Genomic DNA, 24,762 nt, shown 5'->3' with positions numbered 1-24,762 from the left:
CTCTGCCCCGGGTCGGCGCCCTGCGACGCTCGACGCGGAAGACGTCCCCGGATGTTCGCCTCGTCGTCGCCGGGCCGTTGCCGAGGGGCGCTGCTCGGGCGCGACCGGGATCGCTACGGTGCCAGCGTGGTCCGGTTCGTGGCTCTCGGCGACTCCCTGACCGAGGGGGTCGGCGACCCGCACCCGCTGTCCCCCAACGGTCTTCGCGGCTGGGCCGACCGCTTCGCCAAGCACCTCTCGACGCTCGATCCGACGACGGAGTACGCCAACCTGGCGCTCCGCTCGAAACGCGCCCACGAGGTCCTCACCGAGCAGGTCGGCGCGGCGCTCGCCCTCCAGCCGGACCTCGTGAGCCTCTGGGCGGGCGGGAACGACGTCCTCCGACCCCTGCTCGACCCGCACAGCGTCCTCACGCCCGTCGACGTCGCCGTCGAGAAGCTGTCCTCCGCCGGGGCCCAGGTCGTCGTCATCACCGGGTTCGAGCTGACGGGGTCGCCGGCACTCGGCCTGCTGCGCCGGCGCGTCCTCGCCCTCAACGACGGTCTTCGCGAGATCGCCCACGGCCACGCCGCCGCGCTCGTCGACGTCTCCGACCCGCGGCCTTGGTCGGACCGCCGCCTCTGGGCGCCGGACCGGGTCCACCCGTCCCCGCTCGGGCACGCCAGGCTGGCTCAGGCGGTGGCGACAGCCTGCCGTATGCCGCTGGGTGCCCTCCCAGCCGACCCTCTCCCGGCGTGGGCCGCCGGGAGCGAGCCCAGCGGCATACGGCCCGGCTGGCGGGACGAAGCGCTCTGGTGGCGCGAGCACGCGATCCCGCACGTGCGCCGGTGGGTGACCGGTGCTTCCGCGCGTGAGGACGTGGTGCCGAAGTGGGCTCACTGGGTCCGGCCCGCCCGGGACTTCGCGTGGTGACCGCGGATGTGGTGCCGGACCGCCCTCACCGGGCCGTTAGGCTGTGGCGCCAGAAGGCAGGAGGAACCGGATGTACCGCGTCATGACCATCTACGGCACTCGCCCGGAGGCCATCAAGATGGCACCACTGGTCGGCGAGCTGCGAGGACACGACCAGATCGACCCCATCGTGGCGGTCACGGGCCAGCACCGCGAGATGCTCGACCAGGTCAACTCGCTCTTCGGGATCGAGCCGACCCACGACCTCGACCTGATGACCCCGGGCGCGACCCTCGCCCAGATCACGTCGAAGACGATCCTCGCCACGTCGCACCTGCTCCAGGATGTCCGCCCGGACGTCGTCGTCGTCCAGGGTGACACGACCACGGTCCTCGCGGCCGCACTGTCCGCCTTCTACGAGAAGATCCCCGTGGTGCACCTGGAGGCTGGGCTGCGCACCGGCGACATCTACTCGCCGTTCCCGGAGGAGGTCAACCGCCGGCTCACCTCGCCGCTCGCCTCGCTCCACCTCGCGCCCACGCCGACCTCGAAGGCCAACCTCCTGCGTGAGGGCATCGACGAGGCCACGATCCCCGTCACCGGAAACACCGTCATCGACGCGCTCCAGTGGACGACGACCCAGCCGGTCGCATTCAGCGACCCCCGGGTCGGTGAGATCGTCGAGGCGGCCAGGGGCGGGCGCAAGCTGCTCCTCGTCACCTCGCACCGGCGCGAGTCCTGGGGCGACCGGATGACCGAGTCGATGGGCGCCATCCGCGACCTCGCCGCCGCCAACCCTGACGTCCTCGTCCTGCTCCCCATGCATCGCAACCCGATCGTGCGCGACGTCATCGAGCCGATGCTCGGCCCGTTGGACAACGTCACCCTGACCGAGCCGCTCGAGTACCACCAGTTCGCGCACGTGCTCGCTGCCTCCAACGTGGTGCTCACCGACTCCGGCGGGGTCCAGGAGGAGGCGCCCAGCCTCGGCAAGCCCGTCCTCGTCATGCGGGACACGACGGAGCGTCCGGAAGCCGTCGAGGCCGGCACGGTGCGTCTGGTCGGCACCGACGCCGAGACGATCCGGTCCTCGGTCCAGCAGCTCTTCGACGACCGCGACGCCTACGACGCCATGGCCAACGCCGTCAACCCGTACGGCGACGGCAAGGCAGCGAAGCGCTGCGTGGCTGCGATCGCCGAGATGCTCGGTATCGGCGAGCGGGAGCCGGACTTCGCCAGCTGACCACCGCCCGAGCCAGATCGAAAGAGCCACATCGAAAGAGCAGTTCGCGACACCGCCCGCGGAGATCCCTCCGCGGCGACGTGTCGCGAACTGCTCTTTCGATGGTGTGTCGCGAACTGCTCTTTCGATGAGTGGGGTCAGCGCCAGATGCCGCGGGTGTCGATGACCTTCTTGCCCTCGAGGTCGCCCAGGGTGAGGCGCTTGAACGGCTGGTGGTCGACGAGCAGCAGGACGACGTCAGCCTCCTGGACGGCGTGTGAGACCTCGGCCAGCCTGACGTTGGCGAGCCCGTCGAGGGACTTCGGCAGCGCCGGCACGTGCGGCTCGACGGCGAGGATGACGGCCCCCGGCAGCTCGGACGAGAGCTGCTCGGTGATCTGCAGGGCCGGAGACTCACGAAGGTCGTCGATGTCGGCCTTGAACGCCAGACCGAGGCAGGCGATGGTCCCGCCCTCGCCGTCCGGGCCCTTGCCCAGCTCGGCGAGTGCCGACTTCACCTTGCCCACGACGGTCTGGGGGCGCGCGTCGTTCGTCTCGCGGGCGGTGCGGATCAGGCGGGCCTGCTCCGGGGCCGCGGCGACGATGAACCACGGGTCGACCGCGATGCAGTGGCCGCCCACGCCCGGTCCGGGGTTGAGGATGTTGACCCGGGGGTGCCGGTTGGCCAGGCGGATGACCTCCCAGACGTCGAGGCCGAGCTCCTCACAGATCTCGGCGAGCTCGTTGGCGAAGGCGATGTTGACGTCCCGGAAGGAGTTCTCGGTGAGCTTGGCCATCTCGGCCGTCGTCGCGTCGGTGAGCAGGATCTCGCCCGTGACGAAGGTGCGGTAGAGCTCGGCCGCCTTCTCGGCACACCTCGGGGTCAGACCGCCCACGACCCGGTCGTTGCTGAAGATCTCGATCATGATCCGGCCGGGGAGCACCCGCTCCGGGCAGTGCGCGAGGTGGACGTCGGGGGTGTCATGGTCGTGCGGGAACGTGAGGTCGGGACGGAGCTCGGCGAGCCATCGGCTGATCTGCAGGGTCGTCCCGGGGGGTGAGGTGGACTCGAGGATGACGACCTCGCCGCCGCGCAGCTTGGGAGCGATCGACTCGGTGGCCGACCGGATGTAGGACAGGTCCGGCTCGTGGTCACCCTTGAACGGCGTGGGAACCGCGATGAGGTAGACGGATGCCTGCGGCGTCTCGGTGCTCGCGCTCAGCAGCCCCTTGCCGACGGCCTCCGCGACGGCCTCGTCGAGGTCCGGCTCGACGATCGGCACCCGGCCGGCGTTGATCTCGTCGACGGTGTGCTGGTTGACGTCGACACCCTTGAGGGTGAGGCCCTGTCGGGTGAGCGCGGCGCAGGTCGGCAGACCGATGTAGCCCAGGCCGATGACCGCGATTCCGTCGTGGAACATGGAGTGACTCTCCGTGGAGTTGGGAAACAGGCTGGTCAACTGTACCCGCCTGGTTCGGGCGGCCCGGTCGTGGTGCCCACGCCGGGAGATCGAGGTGGATCGGCCGGGTGCCCGGCCATCACCGCACGGACTGCCTCGACGAAAGCGTCCTTCGTCGATCGCCAGTCGTGGTGGGCGCGGGCGTACGAGTGGCCGGAGGCACCCATGCGGGCGGCCTCCTCGGGATGGTTCCACAGCCGCAGCACGGCGTCGGCGACCGCCTCGGCATCGTCGAACGGGACCACGAGGCCGCCGGTCGATGCCTCGACCAGGTCACGAGCCAACGGGAGCGGCGTGGTCACGACGGGAACCCCGTGCGCGAGGTACTCGTAGACCTTCGTCGGTGTCGAGTGCCGGTAGTTGGGCTCGTCACGCAACAGCGACAGGCCAGCGAGGGAACCCGACACCAGCCGCAGGGCGGTCTCGTTGGCGACGAACCCGTGCAGGCGCAGGTCTCCCCGAGCCTGCGCGTCGTCGAGAATCCGGTGGCTCTCCTCGTCGCGAGCGGGGCCGATGATCTCGACGGTGACCGCGCCGTCGGTCCGCTCCCGGAGCAGCCGCCCCGCCTCGGCCATCACGCGCGCACCCCTCGCCACGGTCACGGAGCCGAGGTAGACGACCCGATCCCGGCCGGGAGGAACGACGGTGTCCGGGACGCTCGTCGTGTTGGGGATGACGGGGTGAGCGCGCGCGAACCGGTCGGTGTAGCCGGGCTCGGCCAGCAGGAGGGCATGCCGTCGCTCAGCGGCGCTCTCGAGCGCGCGGATCGCCGCGGCGGCCGGTCGGCGCACCGGGACGGGGAGCCAGTCCTTGACCTCGATCGCCGCTGCGGTGTCCTCGTGGACGTCCCAGATGAGGTGCGGGATGCGACGACCGACGGCCGCGAGGAGCAGCTCGGGGTCGTGGATGATGACGGCCGCGTGGCTCGGCGCCTGCGTCCGCAGCAGCCGTCGCGCCGCCACCAGGGCCGAGAGCCTGCGTCGGCCCACCGCTCGCGGCAGGTCCACGGTGGTGAGGCCGGCGCGGGGCGCCGGAACGATGCCGTAGCCGGAGAACGGCGCCGCATACGTGACGGGATGTCCCGCCTCCAGCAGCGCCTCGATCTCCCGGAAGCGGATGCGGGCGTCATCTGGATGGTGCACGACCGTGACGACGAGGACCGACCGGGCGGACGCCCTGGGCAGGGGCCCCGGCGGGGGGCTCGCCGCTGGCTGGGGGGCGGTCATGACTCGATCGGTTTGGCAGCCGACTTGGTCGTCTTCTTCTGCGGGAAGGTCTTCTGGTACTCCGCGACGACGTCGTCGGCAGGGCCGTCGGCGATGAGTCGGCCCTTGTCCATCCAGAGCGCTCGCGTGCACATGTCCTTGATGGTGTTGTTCGAGTGGCTGACGACGAAGACGGTCCCCGCCTCATCCCGGATCTGCTTGATGCGCTCCGAGCTGCGGGCCTTGAAGTCGGCGTCGCCGGTGGCCAGGGCCTCGTCCACCATGAGGATGTCGGGGCTCTTGGCCGTGGAGATCGCGAAGCGCAGGCGGGCCCCCATCCCGGAGGAGTATGCCTTCATCGGCATGTAGACGAAGTCGCCGATGCCGGAGAACTCGACGATGTCGTCGAACCGGGACCGGACCTCCTTGGGGGAGAGGCCGAGCGCCTGACCGCCGATCATGATGTTGCGCTCGCCGGTGAGGTCCCCGAGGAGGATGGCGTTGACGCCGAGCAGGGCGGGCTCGCCGGACAGCCAGACCGACCCCGACGTCGGGGGGATGAGTCCGGCGATGGCACGCAGCAGCGTGCTCTTGCCTGAGCCGTTGCGCCCGATGATGCCGATGGACTCGCCGACATTCGCGACGAAGGAGACGTCCCGGACGGCGTGCACCTTCTGCACGTGGCCGAGCTTCTCCTCCCGCTCACCGAGGAACCGCTCGACGATCCTCAGCCCGTTCTCCTCATCCGTCGGCGCTGCGGGGCGGCCGCGCTTGGCACCGTAGACCTCGTAGACGATGTCGACGTGGGACACGACGACGCTGGGCTTCGGCTCGGGAGCCTCCTGCCCGGCGGTGGCGGTGGACTCAGGAAGCACGGCCGTACCTCGCCTCCGCGCGCCAGAAGAACAGGAACCCAGCGGTGGGCAGGAAGAGTGCCCAGGCCAGCGCGGCGAACCAGGTGCTCGGGGTGATCGGGAACTCCGACAGGAGCGCCTCCCGCATGATGGTCAACGGAAGCGCCACCGGCTGGTAGGCCATGATCGCGTGGACCACGGGGTGGTCGGCATAGCTGTCGATGCTGAAGAACACGCCGGAGATGTAGCGGAGCAGGCGGGTCACCACCGGGATGAGGTTGCCGATGTCGCGGGAGATCTCGACGATCCGGGCCAGGAAGAAGGTGATGCCGAGGACGTTGAGGAACAGCAGCACGATCGCCACCGGAAGCATCAGCCACTCCAGCTGCAGTGGCTCACCCGTGACGATCATCAGCAGAAGGAGCACGCCGAGCGCCGGCAGGGTGTGGATCAGCTGGGTCAGGGCCACGGAGATCGGCAGGACGGCCCGGGGGAACCGGAGAGACCGCACGAGTCCGATGTTGCTCGTGATGGCCTTCGCGCCCGACGTCATGGAGGACGCGATGAAGGAGAAGAGGAAGATGCCGATCGTCAGGAAGCCGAGGTAGTTCTCCGTCCCTCTCCTCGTGTTGAGGAGCAGCCCGAAGATGACGTAGTACGACGCGACGAGCAGGAGCGGGTTGAGGACGGCCCACACCTGGCCCAGCAGGTACTTCTGGTGGGCGGCGTAGGCCTGCGAGGACGCGAGGGTCCAGATGAAGTTGCGCTTGCGCCAGATGTCGCGCACGTAGGTGGCCAGCGGCGGGCGGACGCCGATCTGCATCAGCTCATGGCGTTGGGCCAGGGCGGCGGCCTCATCGGCGGACAGGATCCTGGGGGCGAGGCCCGCGGGCACGGACGGGGTGTCGGTCACAGGCGCTCGATCCTCTCGCCCTCGGTGACGACGCCCCGGGTGTCGAAGAACCGCTGGGCACCGCCCGCCAGGGCGTCGACGTCGTACTCACGATGGTTCTGCACGAGGATCGTCAGGTCCGCTGCCGCGGCCGCGGCAGCGGGGTCCTCGACTCGGGTGGCGTGCTCGCTGAGGCCCCGCCACTCGCTCACCTTGGGGTCATGGAACTGGACGGCGGCGCCGTGCGAGATCAGCTGCCGAGCGAGCGGCACTGCCGGGCTCTCGCGTTCGTCGGCGATGTCGGGCTTGTAGGTGACCCCGAGGAGGAGGACGGTGGAGCCGCGCAGGGACTTGGCGTCCTCGTTGAGCGCGTCCTGAGCCCGCCGGACGATGTAGCTCGGCATCGTCGCGTTGATCTCCTGGGCGAGCTCCACGAAACGGAACGGGTAGCCCAGTCGAGCACGGACGTTGTGGGACAGGTAGTTCGGGTCGATGGGGATGCAGTGGCCGCCGACTCCGGGGCCGGGATAGAACGCCTGGAACCCGAAGGGCTTGGACTTCGCCGCGTTGATCACGTCCCAGAGGTCGATGTCGAGGTCGTGACAGAAGCGCGCCATCTCGTTGACCAGGGCGATGTTGATGTGGCGGTAGGTGTTCTCCAGCAGCTTGGCCATCTCGGCCTCGCGGGTGCCTTTGGTCCGCACGATGGTGTCGACGAACTTGCCGTAGAACGACGCAGCGGCCTCGGTGCAGCCGGGCGTGTGGCCCCCGACGACCTTGGGCGTGTTGGTGGCTCCGAACGACGGGTTGCCGGGATCGATCCGCTCCGGCGAGAACGCGAGGTGGAAGTCCGTGCCCGCCGTCAGCCCACCCGCCTCGAGCACCGGGCGCACCACTTCGTCCGTCGTGCCCGGGTAGGTGGTCGACTCGAGGATGACGAGCATGCCCGGACGCAGCTGGGCGGCAACGGTCGAGACGGCCGCGTTGACCGCGCTCAGGTCCGGGCCCCCATCGGGCGAGAGCGGGGTCGGGACGCTGATGACGAGGGTCCCGGCTTCGCGGAGCTCCGCCGGGTCCGTGGTCGCGCGGAACCCACGGTCCCGCATGTCCGCGACGTCGGCCGAGGACAGGTCGTCGACGTGGGAGCGGCCGGCGTTGAGGGACGCGACGACGCGCTCGTCGATGTCGAACCCGAGGACGCTGAGTCCGGCCCGCGTCGCGGCCTGCGCCAGTGGGAGGCCGACGTAGCCGAGGCCGATCACGGCGGCGTCAACTGCCACGGGTTGCTCCCTCGTCCTCGTCGGGGGTCTGCCCCGTACCGTTCAGAACCCGGGCGTAGAGATCTGCGTACGTGAGGGCGGCAGCATCCCAGGTTCGGCTCTCATGGACCCACTGCCTCGCGGCCTGACCCATGCGTGCTCTAAGCGCTGGATCATACAGGAGCACCCTCAGGGCCCCGGCCCACGAGACCGGGTCGTCGGGGGCGGCGACGACCCCGCGCTGGTCCTCGTCCGATGCCGCCCCCACCAGCTCGACCAGCGGTGGGAGGTCGCTGACGATGACGGGCCGGGCCGTCGCCATCGCCTCGACCGGCTTGAGTGGTGGGACGAGCTCGGTGACCGCGGTTCGTCGGCGGGGGACGCAGAAGATGTCGAGCGCGGCGTGGTGCTCACGGGCAACGGCGTGGGGCACGCGGCCGGTGAAGACGGCCCGTCCGGGAGCGAGCGTCTCGGCGGCGAGTCTCTCGAGGTCGCGCTGTGCGGGCCCGTCCCCCACGACGAGGACCACCAGCCTCGGGTCGTCGACGAGCGCTGCCGCTCGCAGCAGCACGTCCACGCCCTCGTAGTCGTTGAGGGTGCTCACCAGGCCGGCGACCACGGCGTCCTCGGCGATGCCCAGCCGAGCGCGCAGCGGATGGGACTCAGGCGTCGGCGTGAGGTACTCCGCCGAGACGGCGTTGCCGATGACGGTGACCTTGCCGGCCGGGATGCCTCGGGCCACGATGTCGGCGCGCATGGAGTCCGACACCGTCACCACGACATCGGCCGCCCGCATGCAGGCCGTCTCCGCCTCGCGCGAGAGGCGGTAGAAGTCCGAGTCCGCCCGCCCGCCCCGGGTGCGCCACGTCTCCTCGAGGAATCCTCGCGCCTCGTAGACGACGGGCAGGCCGAGGCGGGCTCCGGCGAGGAGCGCCACCTGACCGTTCTCGTGCCGGCTGTGGGCATGGAGGATGTCGGCGTCGATGCGCTGGGCGAGCCGGGCCAGGTGGGTGACGTGGGCTGCCAGCCGCGCGTCCGCCCTGACCGGCAGACCCCGCAGCGGCAGCAGCCGGTGGTTGGGGACGCCCTCGTGGCAGAAGTTCGCGGACCGCGAGATGCGGCCGCTGTCGACCGGGAAGCCCAACCGGGTCACGACGTGTGCGTCGATGCCTGCCGCCCGCTGACCGGCGGCGATCCCCTGGGTCCGGATCGTGTACCCAGCCTGCACCTCGGGGAGGGCGTTGGTCACGACGTGGAGCACCGTGGCCGGGAGGGTCTGGTCCGGCGGGTGTGGTCGGCGTGCTGGTCGTGGCGACGGGACCGCGGTGCGCTCGGGCAGGCGGTGCACCGGGGCGGCCTCGAGCACCGCGAGCTGGCCGCGGAGCCCTGCGGCGAGCCGGTCGCGCCGTCCACGCGGAGCCTGGTCGGCCAGGGCGACCGCCTCGGAGAGGTTGCCCTCGGACCAGGCCCTGAGTGCGTGAAGGCGCACCCGCGCCGGGTCGCCGACCGGCAGGCGCTCCACGGCGGCGGCGGAGAGATCCGGCCTGTCGAGAACGGCGGCAATCGCCGCCGCGGCCCGGAGCCGTCCCGGGGTGCCGGTCGCGATGATCGACTCGAGGGCACGGGCGGACTCCTCCCGCCCACCCGCTGCCGCGTCGGCGAGCGCGGCCACGGCGGGAGCCCGGCGACGCAGCTGTCGGGAGCGGAGCGCGTCACGCAACGCCGACGGCCCCGCCCGCAGGACGACGGACGCCGCCTTCCACGGGTCGCGGGTGAGGTGTTGCGTCAGCACCGCCGCCAGTGCCGGCACGTTGGCGAGGACCGCGGCGACCTCGACGGTGTGGTTCTGGTGCCCGCTGGAGGACAGCTCAGGACCGTGGGGCGCCATACGGGCATCTTGGCACACGTGAGAAGGCTGCTTTCGGGGCTGTCACACTGGTACCCATGCCCTCACGTGACATCGGTCTGCGCCATGACTGGGGCCGAGCCACCCAGGCCCTCCGAGAGGCCATGACCGACCGCAGAGTCCGACGTGACCTTCCCCGCAAGCTCCGCAAGGAGATGGACCGGCGGTTCCCCGCCCTTCGTCCGAAGGTCAAGCTCCGGACGTCGCTGCCCGACGTCGACCTGCCCACGGGGCCGGTCGTCCGTCCGGAGATCCGCGCGGCGGTCATCCTCGACCCCTTCTCGTCGCTCGCGCTGCGCTACGAGTGGGACCAGGTGGACGTGCGACCCGGCCAGTGGCGTGAGCAGCTGACCACGCCGAGGCCACCGGACCTGCTCTTCGTGGAGTCTGCATGGCAGGGCAACGGTGGCCTGTGGCGGCTCGCCATGACCGGGGCCGGGGCGCTTCGCGAGGAGCTGCGCGAGCTCGTCGAGTGGGCGCGTGAGCAGGGGATCCCGACGGTCTTCTGGAACAAGGAGGACCCGCCCAACTACGACCGGTTCATCGAGACGGCCAGGTGGTTCGACCACGTCCTGACCGTCGACGCGGACCGGCTTCCCGACTACCGTCGCGACCTGGGCCATGACCGCGTCGGCCTGCTGCCGTTCGCGGCTCAGCCGCGGCTGCACAACCCGGTCCTGCGCGACCACGGCCGTCAGCACGAGGTGGCATTCGCCGGCACGTACTTCACCGAGAAGCATCCTGAGCGTCGGGCCCAGGTCGAGAGCGTGATCCGGCCGGCGCTCGGCCACGGTCTCCACGTGTACTCCCGGATGGCGCTCGAGGACACGCGATACCAGTTCCCGGCGGAGTTCCGCTCGAGCATCGTCGGATCCTTGCCGTACGAGCGCATGCTGGCCGCGTACACCTCCTACAAGGTGTTCCTCAACGTCAACTCGGTGACGACCTCACCGACGATGTGTGCCCGCCGGCTCTTCGAGCTGTCGGCCGCGCAGACCCCGGTGATCAGTGGCCCGGCCGCCTCGATCGAACCCTTCTTCGGCGACACGATCACCGTGTCGGGCAGTGCCGAGGAGACCGAGCGCGCCCTCACCGTGCTGCTGCGCCACGCCGAGTACCGGGACCGGATCGCCTTGCGCGCGCACCGGCGGGTCTTCGACGAGCACCTCTACCGTCATCGGGTCGCGGAGGTGCTGGCTCGGACCGGGCACCCGGTTCCGCCCGTGGACCAGTCGATCAGTGCGGTGGTGCCGACGATGCGCCCGGAGCGGCTCGACGACGTCCTCGACTTCGTCGCGGCGCAGTCCCACGAGGACGTCGAGCTGATCCTCGTGACCCACGGCTTCGAGCACGACGACGCCGACGTGAAGCGCCGGGCGGAGGAGCGGGGGATGAAGGCTCCCGTGCTCCGACAGGCGGACGCCTCCCTCACCCTCGGCGCCTGCATGAACCTCGGCGTCGAGGCTGCCTCGGGGCGATACATCGCCAAGATGGACGACGACAACGTCTATGCGCAGCACTACCTGCGCGACCTCGTCCGCGCCTTCGAGTACACCGACGCCGTCGTGGTCGGCAAGTGGGCCCACTACGCACACCTGAGCGCCTCCGGCGCCACGCTGCTGCGCTTTCCCGACGCCGAGCACCGCTACGTCAAGCTCGTCCAGGGCGGCACCATGCTCGTGCCGCGGGAGGTCGCGGCCGCAGAGCGTTTCGAGGACCTGCCCCGCCGGGTCGACACCACGTTCCTCGACAAGGTGAGGGCTGCCGGCGGCAAGGTCTACTCCGCCGACCGGTTCAACTTCGTCTCCATGCGCAGCGCGAGTCCGGACGGCCACACGTGGCCCATCTCCGACATGGACCTCCTGGCCCGACGTGCGACGCTGGCCTTCTACGGAGATGCAACCACCCATGTCACCGTGTGACCATGGTTCGTCCCCCGACGGGACGCGCCACCCGAAGTTGGAAGGAAAGTCCCTTTTCGTATGAGTTCTGCCACGACGAAGCCGCGTTCACTGATGCGTGGGGACATCGAAGGGCTGCGGTCGATCGCCGTGCTCTTCGTGCTCATCTACCACCTCGGCGTTGACCGACTCTCTGGCGGGTTCGCCGGCGTCGACATCTTCTTCGTCATCTCGGGGTTCCTGATCACCTCGGGCCTGCTGACGGAGGCCGAGCGGTCCGGAACGGTCTCGCTCCTGAAGTTCTACGCCCGGCGGGCACGCCGCCTGCTTCCCGCCGCAACGGTCGTGCTCGTCGCCACGGCGCTGGTGGGCTGGCAGGTGATGCCTCGGAGCGAGTGGTCCGACCTGTCGACAGACGTCATCGCCGCCGCGCTCTACGTCGTCAACTGGGCCCTGGCGTTCCGGGCCGTCGACTACCTCGCCGAGGACGCCGCGGTCTCACCGGTCCAGCACTACTGGTCGTTGTCGGTCGAGGAGCAGTTCTACGTCATCATCCCGGTGATGATGATCGTGCTGGCGTGGGTCGCTCGTCGGTTCGGCTTCAGCATCCGACGGATCATCACCATCGCCCTGGCGGTCATCGTGGCCGTGTCCCTCGTCTACTCGATCCGGTACACCGACTCGTCGCCCCAGACCGCGTACTTCTACTCGACGACTCGTGCCTGGGAGCTCGGCATCGGGTCGCTGCTCGCGTGTGCGGTCCCGCTGCTCAAGCGCCTCACCGACAAGGTCGCCATGCTGGTCGCCGCCGCGGGGCTGGCTCTCGTGATCGGGTCCGGCCTGGTCATCTCGACACAGACGCCCTGGCCGGGCTCGGCGGCGCTGTTCCCGACGGTCGGGACGGCGGCCGTCATCGCGGCCGGCGTGGCCAACCCGCTCACGCCGGTCGGCCGGCTGCTGTCGATCCGGCCGATGGTCTGGATCGGTGGGCTCTCGTACTCCATCTACCTGTGGCACTGGCCGCTCATCATCCTGACCGGCTACGTGGTGGACCTCACTCGCTGGCACAAGGTCCTCATCGCCCTGGCGGCGGTGGGCTTCGCCTGGCTGTCCAAGCACCTCATCGAGGACCCTATCCGCTTCGGTCCGCTCTTCGCGCGCCGCACGGCCCCGACTCTCGCCATGGGCGCCGCCGGGATGGCGCTCTCGCTCGTCGCCGCATCAGTCGTCTACGCGCAGGCGCCGCGCCTCGAGCAGAAGCCCGCCCAGGCCCAGGGTGCGAGAGCACTGATGACGGGAGACGTGCTGGCGGCGCCCAAGGGGCATCTGCCGAGCGCCAGCCCCGAGATCACGACGTCGGGCACCCTCTATCCCGATCCCGCGCTCGCCCCGAAGGACGTGCCCGCCTACTACGCGGACGGCTGCCAGGTGGCGGTGGGGGTCACGACCATCGACCCGAAGTGCGTCTACGGCGACCCCGACGGGTCGGTCTCGGTCGCCCTGCTGGGCGACTCGAAGATGGGCCAGTGGTTCGACGTCCTCAACACGATCGCCAAGGACAATGGCTGGCGGCTCGAGCTCTACCTCAAGAGCGCGTGCGCGTTCAACCCGGCGCAGTCCGAGGACGACTGCCAGCAGTTCAACGAGAACGTCCTCAGCCGGCTGACGTCCGACCAGGGCCGCGTGGACTTCGTGCTGACCTCGGCGGTCAAGGGCGGGAACTCCGAGGGTGGGGCGAAACCTGAGTACGTGAGCGGCTACGACGAGTACTGGAAGCGGCTCGAGGCGGTCGGCACCCAGATCGTGGCCATCAGTGACAGCCCGTCGCCCTCGAGCGAACAGCCCGTGTACGAGTGCGCGAGCGAGAACCCCAACGATCTCCTCGAGTGCGCGTTCCCTGCGAACGACGGTCGCGGCAGTCCGGCGCTGCAGGAAGCGACCCGTCTGGACAAGGACCGTCACTGGGTCGACCTGAATCCCTGGGTCTGCCCCGAGATCGCCGGCGACAAGTGCCCGGTGGCCATCGGAGGCGTCCTCGTGTACCGACAGGGCAGCCACGTCACGAAGACCTACGCCGACACCATGCGTCCGATCCTGGAGCAGCTCCTGGAGCGGGAGGGCCTCGTCGGCCGTTGACGGGACGGTGCCGTTGACGGGACGGTGCCGTTGACGGGACGGTGCCGTTGACGGGACGGTGCCGTTGACGGGACGGTGCCGTTGACGGGACCGTGGGGCGCTCCGGGCCGTGGAGGCGGTCAGCGCGCCGTCCCGGCCGCCGTGTCGCCTGACGTCGCGCACCAGGGGCGGTTCCACTGCCGTGCGAAGGCGTTCTCGTAGAAGGGCAGGAACTGGCCGAAGTACGGCCCCTTGCCGCGGGCCCACTCGGCTGCCTGCTCCGCGAGCTGGCAGCGTCGTGTCTCGGCGAGCGGTTCGGCGGAGCCGCTGACGAGCTGGGCCTGCGCGGTCTCCCACAGGGCGTACTGGTCGACGGCGCGGATCGTCTGGACCGCACTCACCGTCGTGGGCCAGACGAGAACCCCCACGAGGGCGGTCGCCACCGCGACGGACAGGGGCACCACGGCCCGGCGCCGCCGGGTCGAGCCGCGGGGCAGGCACATCAGCAGGCTGGTCGCCGCGGCGGCCAGAGCAGCCCAGATCCAGGGGGTGCCTCGATAGGTGTCCCCGAGCGAGACGATGATCTCGTGCGACTGCGCCGACACGGAGGTGATGGTCGCCACGGCGCCGGCCGAGACCACGAGGGCCCCGGCCAGGATGAGGAGCCCGCGACGGTCTGGACCGACCTGGTCCGGCATGCGGGCGCCTGCCCGAGCGAAGAGCACGGCGAAGCCGACGGCGGTCAGCAGGGCCCAGAGCCAGCCCCCGCCACCGAAGGGCTGCGGCTCGGGGAGCCCCTCCCCGACCGTGTCCATCACTCGGCCCGTCCCGGATCCGGGGATGGCGTTGGCGACCTGCAGCCACGCCGTCGGGATGACCGGGCCGCCGAGGTCGAGGAGCGTGCCGGCGTACTGGGCTTCCTGGTCGTGTCGAGACAGCAGCATGCGGGTCCCGATGAACGCGATCGCCCACCCCGCACTGAGGGAAAGGATGAGGGCGAGGCGGTGCTTCCAGACGGCCGAGCCGGCGAAGGCGAGGAGAACCACGGCGAAGGGGACCGCGGCCCAGTGCAGCTCGTAGCTCAGCATGACAACGGCTCCGAGCCCGAACACGGCGGCCGCGGCAGCGAGCTTGCCGACGGTCGTGGCTCGAGGCCAGACACGCAAGGTCCAGAGTGACGCCGCACCGGTGAGGAACATGACACTGATGCCACCGATGCACAGCACGATGTAGGCGGTCCATCCGTTGCGCACCGGTGAGGTCGCGGTGACGCCGAGGACGAGCAGCACGCTGAAGACGAGGAGTGCGGCGGCGCGCACGCCCCGGTCGAGCTGCTCACCGTCGCGGCGTCGAGTCATCCTCAGCAGCAAGGCGAAGGAGCCCACGGCCGACAGGAGCAGCACCACCTTGACGAGTCCGTGAACGAGTGTCAGGGGGATCCCGGTGGCGAAGGACAGCTGCATGCCGAGCAGGTAGCCGACCTGCTGGAGGAAGACGGCGACCGGGGCGATGCGCCCGTGTGACATGCGCGGCCTGATGTCGTGGATCGTCCAGGTCACGACGTTGAACAGGCTGTTGTCCATCCGGGTCGGGGCCGCCACGTAGTGGTAGCGCTCGTCGCCGATGACGGGTGCGAGGAGCCAGGGCAGGAGCAGGCCCGTGACGCCGACGACCAGCAGCAGCGCCCCCAGCCAGGGGGGAGGACGTCGCAGCAGTCGAAGCACCCGGTCAGTGTAGTCAGGAGTCAGCGGGCCATCAGGCCCTCGTCAACCGCGCGTAGGCGGCGTCGACCACCGTGACGACGTCGGACCAGTCGCGTTCCGCGAGCACCCACTCGCGAGCCTGGGCGCCCATCCGGGACCGCAGCTCCGGTGAGTCGAGGTAGCGGCGCAGCTGGCTGGCGAGGTCCTCGCTGGAACCCTTCTCGAACACCAGGCCGCGGACGTCACGCTCGACGATCTCGGTCAGCGCCGCCACGGACGACGAGATGACGGCCTTGCCCATCGACATCGCCTCGAAGGGCTTGATCGGCGAGATCAGCTCGCACACCGGCAGGGGCAGCCGCGGGAAGGGCGTGATGTCGAAGATCGAGAGGTATCGGGGCACCTCGGCGTGTGGCACGCGACCGGTGAAGGTCACCACGTCGGTGACGCCGAGGTCGACGGCGAGCTGGCGCAGCCGCCCCTCGAAGTGGCCGTCGCCGACGATGACGACGCCGAAGTCCTGCCGCTCCTGCTTGAGCAGGGCCGTGGCCTCCAGCAGGAGGTCGAGGCCCTCATAGTCGACGAGGCCACCGGCATAGCCGATGACCGTCCGTCCGGTCAGTCCCAGCTCGGCCTGAAGGGCATCGTCGCGCGAGCGCGGCTCGAAGTCGGCGGTGTTGACGCCATTGGGCAGCACCTCGATGCGATCCGCGGGGCCCCCGCGCCGGATCATCTCGTCGCGCAGGGCCTCGGTGATCACGAAGGTGAGGTCGGCGTTGGCGACGATGTGGTTCTCGAGCCCGGTGAGGTAGCGGTAGGCGTCGGTCTCGGCGAACCCCGGGTTGCGGGAGACCCGCATGAGGTCCTCGAGGCCGCGCATCTCGTAGACGAAGGGGATGCCGAGCCGTCGCGCGGCGGCCAGCCCTGCCAGGCCGTTGTTCTGGAAGCTCGACGCGTGGATGAGGGCGGCCCGCCTGTCGATGGCCTCGTCCTCGATCCGGTGGGCGAAGCGCTCGATGTAGGAGCTCATCGGCGTCTGCGGGTAGACCCTCTCGTCGGGCTCGAGGATGCGGCGGTAGGTCACGTCGTCGACGACGTCGAACGCCGGCACGACGTCGGTGGACGTCCTCGGCCAGCGGTCGTAGGGGAAGCCCAGCCGTGTCACGGCTGCTGCGTCCCAGCCCAGCCGGCGCAGTCCGACGAGGATGCCGTGGGACCTGGTCGCGTAGCCTCCGGACCGGTGCGGCAACGACTGCGCCAGGACGGAGAGGGTGGACCGGGGGTTGACGTCGTAGGAGGGCTCGCGGGCCGGCTCGACCGGCCAGCCGGTGTGGACGATGCCGAGCTTGTCCGTCGCCTCGACGTGGACGGCCCGGGCAGACGGCTGTCCTCCAGCGGACCTGATGACGGCCTCGGCGATGATGGCTGCGTCCCCGAGATGGCCGGCCTTGAGCGCGCGAGAGGCGAGGCGCCGCAGGGCAACCGCCTGGTCACGAGGGACGGTGCGACCGCGGACCACCTCGGCGAGCAGAGCCCAGTCCTCGAGGTCGCTCGCCCGCAGGATGGCCCGCTCCGCACCGTCCGAGCCGTCGCGCGCCTCGGCACGCACGAGCTCCGTCAGGTCAGCATGGGTGGCGCCTCGGGCCCGCCGGCTGAGGTTGTCCAGTCGGATCACGGCGCTCGTCGGCGCAGGGTAGGTCCACCCCGCGACCTGGGTCTGGAAGGCCTCGGCGACGTCGGGGTCCTCGGTGGTGAAGACCTGGGCCAGCATGGCCGCGTCGCTGCGGTTCCGCGGCTTGGCCGAGCAGGACAGGGTGGCCAGGCCCGCGAGGTCGTCGACCTCGCCGAGTGCCCGGGCGATGGTGAAGTGGGCGACGAGAGCCTGGACGTCGGCACCGCTGCGGGCCGTGACCGGGCGGATCGCCGCGAGCGCCTCGGTGCTGCGCCCGGCAGCCCACAGGGCCTCGGCCCGAACGGCCGAGAGGTTGGCGGGGAGGGACTCGACCGGGCCGCGGTCCACGAGACGCAGCGCCTCGAGGGGCCGTCCGGTCTTGATGAGGTGCCGTGCCCGGGCGACGAGGGCAGATCGGCCGGGGGTGCCGCCCTGCTTGGGCAGCAGGGCGATCGGGCCGAGCGGCGCGTGGCGGACGGCCTTGCGTGCGCCGTTGATCGCCGACGACTTGAGGCTTTGCTTGCTGGGCATGGAGGTCCTCTCGAACTAGGGCGTCATGCAGGCGTGTCTGGGGGATCGGTCAGCGGAGTGGGCCCGGGACACGGGTGGACAGGTGTGCACGGCTCGGGGGGACATCACGGGGACATCACACCGACACGTGGGGGCGGGGGTCGCCGAAGAACTGGAGCCGTCCGGTCTTGGTCATGAACGTGGAGTCGGCGACCGTCCAGGTGTGGGCCGTGCGGTCCGTGCCCCGGATCGAGACGTAGTTGAAGCGGTCACCGCTGTAGATGGTGATGCCCTCAGCCATGGCACGGTCGAGGATGTCGGAGTCGACGGCACGCGGGATGTCGCTGAAGCCGAGGTCTCGCACGACGTCGCCGTCGAACACCATGGAGCCGCCCTGGATGCGCCGCTCCGGACGGTGCTCCGAGTCGGGGTAGCGCAGGACGACGGCGTCGGAGGACCGAAGCCAGACGTAGTGGCACCACTTGCCGACGATGCCGGCATCGGTGTAGCTGAAGGCGTCGAGCAGGTCACCGAGGAAGTGGGCGCCGTAGAAGTTGTCGTCATCCATCTTTGCGATGTAGCGCCCGGACGCTGCCTGGACGCCGAGGTTCATGCAGGCGCCGAGGGTGAGCGACGCGTCCGCCTCGACGACGACGAGGTGGTCGACACCCGCTTCGGCCGCGCGCGCCTCGAGGTCGGCCTGGTCGACGTCCAGGCCGTGGAGGACGAGCACGAGCTCGCGGTCGGCGTGCGCCTGGCGTCCGAGGTTGGCGAAGACGTTGTCCAGCTCGTGCGTGCGGTTGGTCGGGATCACCGCCGAGACGGTCCGGGACGGCTGCTGCGCGAGCTCCCCAACCGGCAGCCCGGCGTGGGCGAGGAGGGTCCGGGCCCGGTGTGCGGCCGTGTGCGAGGCGAGGACGGCACGCTGGAGCCGCAGTCCCTCACGGGCGACGAGCTCGGTCTGCTCGAGGCGCGCCACGAGCTCGCTGCGCAGCTGCTTGGGGTCGTGGACCCGGGGCACCATGGCCGCGACGTCGACGGGCAGCCCGGAGTCGGTGCCGTCGATCCCGACGAGGGGGGTGGCCGAGGCGGCGGCCGCCAGGGAGGTCCATGCGGAGTCCCCGGTCAGGCTGCTGAGATCCACGACGGCTCGGTGGCTGGCCAGGTCGTGCTCGACGCGCGGCCAGTCGCGCTGCTCGACGGCGCGCCCCAGCCGGGCTCCGAGGGCACCGACCGACGCACCCGGCCGGCCGACGGCCTGCAGGGTCACGTCCTCGGCGGGCATCGGCTTGATGGCCGGCCCGACGAGGCCCTCCAGGGCAGGGGCAGCGCTGCTGTCGCTGTCCTCGACGAGGACGGCCGCGCCCCGGCGCTCGTGCGGCGGACCTCCGGGCCGGTGGCGGCGTGGCTGTGCGGCCGCCTCGAGGAGCTCGACGGGCCGCCCGCTGAGCGAGGCCAGCTCGCTGCGCAGCAGGGGGGTGGCGGCGGCCAGCACCGTCACCTCGTCGAGCCACGCGGGGGCAGAGCACGGTCCCACCGTGACCCACACGGCCACCGGGACGCCGCCCTGCGCGCAGGTGCGGACGAGCGCGGCCAGGTCCTCGGCGTGATCGGTCCAGCGGACGACGACGTCGCCGCGCATCTCGAGGAGGAGCAGCTCGAGCCCGGCCGGGGGCTCGGCGCCCGGGAGGAGGTCGATCTGGTGCCATTCGTCGGCCAGGAGGTGACGGAGCCGGTCACTGGCGGCGATCCCCACCCGGGTCGTCAGCGGTGCCGCCCCCGAGACGACGAGGGCGCCCTGCGGGGCCGCCTCCGAGGCGGAGGTGGACCCGCCCTCCGATGCCCGTTCGGACCCACCATCGGCGGCGCTCGGACGGCCTCGAGGACGGGTCGGGCGCGGCGCCGACCCCGTCGACCCGGCGGCTCCGTGCCGCGTCGGGTGGTCGGGGTCGATCAGCCGGGCGACGCGGCGACGCAGCGCGGTCAACCGACGCGAAGCCGAGGTGGGCATGCGTTGTCTCCTCGAGGCCGGGGCGGGACGGACGGGACCACAGTAGTCAAGGCGCCGCCCCCGCGATGACGCCGGACCGTTCCAGCCGTATGCCGCTGGGCTGGGTGGGTGGGCCCGTTCGCGCCCAGCCCGGCCCGGTCGTCGTGGAGGACGGGGCCACTCGACGGAGGGTGGACGCGGGAGCGAGCCCAGCGGCATACGGCCGAAGGTTGAGTGGAATAGACTCAACTTTCGCGGAGTTGCCCCTCATGGACCTCAGCGCCAGACCTGCCCAGGAGAACGAATGGACCTTCAGCTGACCAACAAGGCTCAGGAGGCCTTTGCCCAGGCCGCGACGACGGCCGCCGCGAAGCACCACCCGAACATCGAGCCGGCCCACCTGCTGCTCGCGTTGGCAGCCCAGCCCGGCACCACCACCCCGACCCTGCTCGAGAAGGCGGGGTCGTCCGTCGCTGCCGCCACGGCCGCCGCCGAGAAGGAGATGGCGGCCCTGCCGCAGGTCACCGGCGGCGCCCAGCAGCCCCAGCTCTCCCGCACGGCCGCGGCCGCGATCCAGCAGGCCCAGCAGTACATGACCTCGATGGGCGACAGCTTCGTCTCCACCGACCACCTCCTGCTCGCGCTCGCGCGCACCGGCCAGTTCGGCCTCGACGCGGACGCCATCGAGCGGGCCATCCCCGACCTGCGCGGCGGTCGACCCGTGACCTCCGAGAACCCGGAGGGCACCTACGAGGCGCTGGCGAAGTACGGCACCGACCTCACCGAACGGGCCCGCGAGGGCAAGCTCGACCCCGTCATCGGCCGTGACGCCGAGATCCGCCGCGTCGTCCAGGTGCTCAGCCGGCGCACGAAGAACAACCCGGTCCTCATCGGCGAGCCCGGCGTCGGCAAGACCGCCGTCGTCGAGGGGCTCGCCCAGCGCATCGTCGAGGGCGACGTCCCCGAGAGCCTGCGCGACAAGACGCTCTACTCCCTCGACCTGGCCGCGATGCTCGCCGGCGCGAAGTACCGCGGCGAGTTCGAGGAGCGGCTCAAGGCCGTCCTGGAGGAGATCAAGCAGTCGGACGGGCAGATCGTCACCTTCATCGACGAGCTGCACACCGTCGTCGGCGCAGGTGCCGGCGGCGAGGGCGCGATGGACGCGGGCAACATGCTCAAGCCGATGCTCGCCCGCGGCGAGCTGCGGCTCGTCGGCGCGACGACGCTCGACGAGTACCGCAAGCACATCGAGAAGGACGCCGCCCTCGAGCGCCGCTTCCAGCAGGTCTTCGTCGGTGAGCCGTCGGTCGAGGACACCATCGCCATCCTCCGCGGTCTCAAGGAGCGCTACGAGGGGCACCACAAGGTGACGATCGCCGACTCGGCGCTCGTCGCAGCAGCGTCGCTGTCCGACCGCTACATCACCGGCCGCAAGCTGCCCGACAAGGCCATCGACCTCATCGACGAGGCGGCCTCGCGGCTCCGCATGGAGATCGACAGCTCACCCGTCGAGATCGACGAGCTCCGTCGCGCCGTCGACCGGCTCAAGATGGAGGAGTTCGCGCTCGAGCAGGAGCACGACGAGGCCTCCCGCGAGCGGCTCGAGCGGCTGCGCAAGGACCTCGCCGACCGCACCGAGGAGCTCGCTGCCCTGACGGCCCGCTGGGAGGCGGAGAAGTCCGGCCTCAACGCCGTCGGTGAGCTCAAGGCCCGGATCGACGACCTGCGCACCCAGGCCGACCGGCTCCAGCGCGAGGGCGACCTCGCCGGCGCCTCCAAGGTTCTCTACGGCGACATCCCGACGCTCGAGAAGGAGCTCGCCGCGGCCCAGGAGCGAGAGGCGGCCACCGTCTCGGGCGGCGAGGCCCCCATGGTCAAGGAGGAGGTCGGCGCGGACGACATCGCCGACGTCATCTCCGCGTGGACCGGCATCCCCGCCGGCCGCCTGCTCGAGGGAGAGACCGAGAAGCTGCTCCACATGGAGCAGCACATCGGCGCCCGGCTCGTCGGCCAGACCGAGGCCGTGCGGGCCGTGTCCGACGCCGTGCGCCGCAACCGGGCCGGCGTCTCCGACCCCGACCGGCCGACCGGCTCGTTCCTCTTCCTCGGCCCCACCGGTGTCGGCAAGACCGAGCTGGCCAAGAGCCTCGCCGACTTCCTCTTCGACGACGAGCGGGCCATGGTCCGCATCGACATGTCGGAGTACTCCGAGCGGCACGCCGTGGCGCGCCTCATCGGCGCGCCCCCCGGCTACGTCGGCTACGAGGAGGGCGGTCAGCTCACCGAGGCCGTGCGGCGCCGGCCCTACTCGGTGATCCTGCTCGACGAGGTCGAGAAGGCCCACCCCGAGACCTTCGACGTGCTCCTCCAGGTGCTCGACGACGGCCGGCTCACGGACGGCCAGGGGCGGACGGTCGACTTCCGCAACGTCATCCTCGTGATGACCTCCAACCTCGGGTCGCAGTTCCTCGTCGACCCGCTGCTGTCGCCCGAGGAGAAGCGCGAGGAGGTCCTCGGGATCGTGCGAGCGGCGTTCAAGCCCGAGTTCCTCAACCGGCTCGACGAGATCGTCGTGTTCGACGCGCTGAGCCGCGACGAGCTCGCCGACATCGTCGACCTCCAGGTGCGGGCCTTCGCGACCCGGCTCGCCGACCGGCGCATCACCCTGGAGGTCAAGGACGCGGCTCGCGACTGGCTGGCGGCTCGCGGCTACGACCCGGCCTACGGTGCCCGCCCGCTGCGGCGCCTCGTCCAGAAGGAGATCGGCGACCGGCTGGCTCGGGCCCTGCTCAGCGGCGAGGTGCGGGACGGCCAGACCGTCCACGTCGACGTCGACCCGGCGGGGGACACCCTCGTCGTCGGCTGACGCCCCCTTGACTGAGTGCCGAGCGCGCCCGGTCGCGCGTTCGGCACTCAGGCCGTATGCCGCTGGGCGCGCTCCCGCTGTCGGCCTGGCCTCGTGGACGGCAACGTCGTGATCCAGTACCGGATCTCCTTCCCGACCGCGAGTACGCCCCGGTCCGCTCCGGAAACCCCGCCGGGCAGTGAGCCGGCTCTTCGTGCGGGAGCCAGCTCAGCGGCATACGGCATGATCCGTATGCCGCTGAGCCCGCGCGCGCACGTCGCCGACCCCCGGCTCGGGCTGGGTCAGCGGACGAACAGCTCCGCGTCCCAGCCGAACTCGCGTGCCGCGTCGACGTTGTCCGGACGGTCGTCGGTGAACCAGACCTCGCCGCGCTCGAGCGGGTGACCGATGTCCGCCTCGATGACCCGGTGGGCCGCTGCGAAGGCCGCGCGCTCCGGCTTGGCGACCCCGAAGTCGGCGCTGTTGAGGATCCGGTCGAACAGCGGAGTCAGACCGAGCATCTCGATCTCCTCCGGTACGTAGTCCGTGCCGTTGGTGAAGACGTAGGTGCGGTGGCCCTCCTCGCGCAGGGCTCGCAGCCGCTCGACCGTCTCGTCGACCGGGGAGCCGCGGTGCCGCCGCCACTTCTCCATGTGCTCCCGCACGCGATCCGGCTCCGGGACCGCAGACTCGAGGACGAGGCAGATCGCGGAGTACCAGTCGTCGAAGCTCTGCTGGCCGGTGATCGTCGGCCCCAGCAGGTCCGGTCGGAACGCCGTCGTCGCGACCGTGCCGGGAGGGAGGTTGAGCGCCGCCTCGATGACGGGGTTCTGGTCCCCAGGCGCGAAGTCGCGGACGACGCCGTCGAGGTCGAAGACATAGGCGGCGTGCTCCCTCACCCGCTTGGTCACGTGGCCGGGTTGCCGTCCGTGCGCTCGCGCGGCGTCCGGTTCGCCCAGTGAGCCGTCCCCTCGGTGACGCTGCCCTCCGCGCGCCCCGTCACGACATCGGCCACGGAGGGATTGACTCGCTCCTGGTGGGCCGCCTCGAGCCGGGCCACCTCCCGCTCACGGGCATCGAGCTCCTTCGCCCAGGCATCCAGGTGGCTCTCCCGGCGCCCCAGGTCCTCGTCCCGCAACGAGGCGTCCTCGAACCGCCGCTCCTGCTCGAGCCGGTCGGACTCGGCGGTCCGCTCCAGCTCGGCGAGGCGCTGCGCCTCACGTTCGTCGCGGCGGAGCCGGGCCCGCCGGCGCGCTGCAGCCGCCATCAGGGCCCACCCCAGCGCGAAGAGGAGCATGGCCAGAGCTCCGAGCGCCAGCAGCTCAAGGGGTTGGGCGTCACGAGTGAACCCGAGCGCCTCCAGACGAACCGTCGCCGTCTCATCCCGAACGCCGAGGAAGGCGGCGGTTCCCAGACCGGCACCGAACAGCAAGAGAATGAGGCCGAGCAGGACCATGTCAGCTCCTTCGTCGCGAGCGCTGCGCTCCGGTGTCGGGCAACGCTCCTGGGTTTCCTGCCATCTGTCGAGGCTATCCGTACCCACTCGGACGCACTCAGACGCACCGAGACCGACTCCCACGCGCCTTCGCGGAGCCAGCCCGACGGACTCGGTTAGCCTGACGCCCATGCGCACCCCGGTGAAGCTCGCCGCCGCCGCCCTCTCCGTCCTCTGTGCGACAGGGCTCGCCGCGTGCACGAGTGACGACGAGACCACGCCGGGCCCGACCCCGCCCAGCCCGGCCCAGCGCCTCGCGGCCGCCAAGGCGGCCGTTGACGCGGCCCCGTCGGTGCATCTCAAGCTCACCAGCTCCGGTGTGCCCAAGGACGCGAGCGGGGTTCTGTCGGGTGACGGCTGGGGAGCGCATCCGCCGGCGTTCAAGGGGACCCTCAAGGGCAGCTTCGCCGGGATTCCGGCCGACGTGGAGATCGTCTCCGTCGGGGGTGAGGTGTGGGCCAAGCTGCCGCTCATCCCGGGGATGAACAAGATCGACCCCAAGGCCTTCGGCGTGCCGGACCCCGCCACCCTCTTCTCGACCGACAAGGGACTCTCGTCGCTCCTCACGGCAACGCAGAGCCCAGCCGAGAGCGACAAGATCCGCAACGGCGCCGAGATCCTCACGACGATCAAGGGCAGCATCCCGGGAGCGAACGTCGTCGACCTGTTCCTCATCGGTGACCGCAACGGGTCCTTTCAGGCCACGTACGGCCTCACCGAGGCCGACCAGCTGCGCCAGGTCGACGTCACCGGGCCGTTCTTCGGTGCGGGAACCTCCTCGACCTACACGATGACGCTCGACCAGTACGGCACTCCCGTCACGATCACGAAGCCCTGACCAG

Annotated in this window: 17 protein-coding genes; 6 read left to right on the top strand and 11 right to left on the bottom strand. The window is 70.8% G+C overall.

Translation table 11 applies throughout. The features are described from left to right. Window positions 1-126 precede the first annotated feature (126 nt). Window positions 127-912, top strand: a complete 786-nt coding sequence (locus tag ABWV20_RS05235) for an SGNH/GDSL hydrolase family protein (protein ID WP_353353770.1) — start codon at window positions 127-129, stop codon at window positions 910-912. A 70-nt stretch (window positions 913-982) separates the two neighbouring features. Continuing rightward, the gene (gene wecB, locus ABWV20_RS05230; protein ID WP_353353769.1) at window positions 983-2,134 is read left to right on the top strand and encodes a non-hydrolyzing UDP-N-acetylglucosamine 2-epimerase; all 1,152 of its coding nucleotides are present in this window, start codon (window positions 983-985) and stop codon (window positions 2,132-2,134) included. A gap of 137 nt (window positions 2,135-2,271) precedes the next feature. Here wecB and wecC read toward each other — a convergent pair whose 3' ends face one another. The 6 genes from wecC to ABWV20_RS05200 are packed head-to-tail and all read right to left on the bottom strand — an operon-like array spanning window position 2,272 to window position 9,671. After that, entirely contained in the window at window positions 2,272-3,534 is a 1,263-nt protein-coding gene (gene wecC / locus ABWV20_RS05225; protein ID WP_353353768.1) for a UDP-N-acetyl-D-mannosamine dehydrogenase, read from the bottom strand. A gap of 35 nt (window positions 3,535-3,569) precedes the next feature. Continuing rightward, complete coding sequence (locus ABWV20_RS05220) at window positions 3,570-4,799, bottom strand: glycosyltransferase (RefSeq protein ID WP_353353767.1); 1,230 nt, start codon at window positions 4,797-4,799, stop codon at window positions 3,570-3,572. Then, window positions 4,796-5,653 (bottom strand): ABC transporter ATP-binding protein, encoded by an 858-nt coding sequence (locus tag ABWV20_RS05215; protein WP_353353766.1) that lies wholly within the window; start codon window positions 5,651-5,653, stop codon window positions 4,796-4,798. Before ABWV20_RS05215 ends, ABWV20_RS05220 begins: the two co-directional genes overlap by 4 nt. Continuing rightward, the gene (locus tag ABWV20_RS05210) at window positions 5,643-6,545 is read right to left on the bottom strand and encodes an ABC transporter permease (protein ID WP_353353765.1); all 903 of its coding nucleotides are present in this window, start codon (window positions 6,543-6,545) and stop codon (window positions 5,643-5,645) included. The genes ABWV20_RS05215 and ABWV20_RS05210 overlap by 11 nt, the downstream gene beginning before the upstream one ends. Beyond that, on the bottom strand, window positions 6,542-7,804 hold the full coding sequence (locus tag ABWV20_RS05205; protein WP_353353764.1) for a nucleotide sugar dehydrogenase: 1,263 nt from the start codon (window positions 7,802-7,804) through the stop codon (window positions 6,542-6,544). The genes ABWV20_RS05210 and ABWV20_RS05205 overlap by 4 nt, the downstream gene beginning before the upstream one ends. Beyond that, a complete protein-coding gene (locus tag ABWV20_RS05200) occupies window positions 7,794-9,671 on the bottom strand; it encodes a glycosyltransferase family 4 protein (protein WP_353353763.1) in 1,878 nt (625 codons plus the stop codon). Before ABWV20_RS05200 ends, ABWV20_RS05205 begins: the two co-directional genes overlap by 11 nt. A gap of 56 nt (window positions 9,672-9,727) precedes the next feature. Here ABWV20_RS05200 and ABWV20_RS05195 point away from each other — a divergent pair, with 56 nt between their 5' ends. Together ABWV20_RS05195 and ABWV20_RS05190 are read left to right on the top strand one after the other, a co-directional pair. After that, the gene (locus tag ABWV20_RS05195; RefSeq protein ID WP_353353762.1) at window positions 9,728-11,611 is read left to right on the top strand and encodes a glycosyltransferase family protein; all 1,884 of its coding nucleotides are present in this window, start codon (window positions 9,728-9,730) and stop codon (window positions 11,609-11,611) included. Between the two features lie 93 nt (window positions 11,612-11,704). Then, window positions 11,705-13,726 (top strand): acyltransferase family protein, encoded by a 2,022-nt coding sequence (locus tag ABWV20_RS05190; protein WP_353353761.1) that lies wholly within the window; start codon window positions 11,705-11,707, stop codon window positions 13,724-13,726. 119 nt (window positions 13,727-13,845) lie between these two features. Here the strand turns inward: ABWV20_RS05190 and ABWV20_RS05185 are convergent, their stop codons facing one another. From ABWV20_RS05185 to ABWV20_RS05175, 3 genes are all read right to left on the bottom strand, one after another. After that, window positions 13,846-15,429: a hypothetical protein gene (locus ABWV20_RS05185; protein ID WP_353353760.1), complete on the bottom strand. Its 1,584-nt coding sequence runs from the start codon at window positions 15,427-15,429 to the stop codon at window positions 13,846-13,848. Between the two features lie 31 nt (window positions 15,430-15,460). Next, a complete protein-coding gene (locus ABWV20_RS05180) occupies window positions 15,461-17,611 on the bottom strand; it encodes a glycosyltransferase family 4 protein (RefSeq protein ID WP_353353759.1) in 2,151 nt (716 codons plus the stop codon). A gap of 115 nt (window positions 17,612-17,726) precedes the next feature. Continuing rightward, window positions 17,727-19,601: a glycosyltransferase gene (locus ABWV20_RS05175; RefSeq protein WP_353353758.1), complete on the bottom strand. Its 1,875-nt coding sequence runs from the start codon at window positions 19,599-19,601 to the stop codon at window positions 17,727-17,729. A gap of 283 nt (window positions 19,602-19,884) precedes the next feature. On the opposite strand from ABWV20_RS05175, the gene clpB reads away from it, so the two are divergent. Beyond that, window positions 19,885-22,446 (top strand): ATP-dependent chaperone ClpB, encoded by a 2,562-nt coding sequence (clpB, locus tag ABWV20_RS05170; RefSeq protein WP_353353757.1) that lies wholly within the window; start codon window positions 19,885-19,887, stop codon window positions 22,444-22,446. A 281-nt stretch (window positions 22,447-22,727) separates the two neighbouring features. On the opposite strand, the gene ABWV20_RS05165 is transcribed toward clpB, so the two are convergent. Beyond that, the gene (locus ABWV20_RS05165; protein WP_353353756.1) at window positions 22,728-23,336 is read right to left on the bottom strand and encodes an HAD family hydrolase; all 609 of its coding nucleotides are present in this window, start codon (window positions 23,334-23,336) and stop codon (window positions 22,728-22,730) included. Next, on the bottom strand, window positions 23,333-23,881 hold the full coding sequence (locus tag ABWV20_RS05160) for a hypothetical protein (RefSeq protein WP_353353755.1): 549 nt from the start codon (window positions 23,879-23,881) through the stop codon (window positions 23,333-23,335). Before ABWV20_RS05160 ends, ABWV20_RS05165 begins: the two co-directional genes overlap by 4 nt. A 169-nt stretch (window positions 23,882-24,050) precedes the next feature. Between ABWV20_RS05160 and ABWV20_RS05155 the strand changes: the two genes are divergently transcribed. Continuing rightward, window positions 24,051-24,758, top strand: coding sequence for an LppX_LprAFG lipoprotein (locus tag ABWV20_RS05155; protein ID WP_353353754.1), 708 nt, complete (start codon window positions 24,051-24,053; stop codon window positions 24,756-24,758). Window positions 24,759-24,762: the final 4 nt, after the last annotated feature.

This window comes from Intrasporangium sp. DVR, assembly GCF_040365325.1.
Classification (GTDB): domain Bacteria; phylum Actinomycetota; class Actinomycetes; order Actinomycetales; family Dermatophilaceae; genus Intrasporangium.
This window is presented reverse-complemented; position numbering and strand designations above follow the sequence as displayed.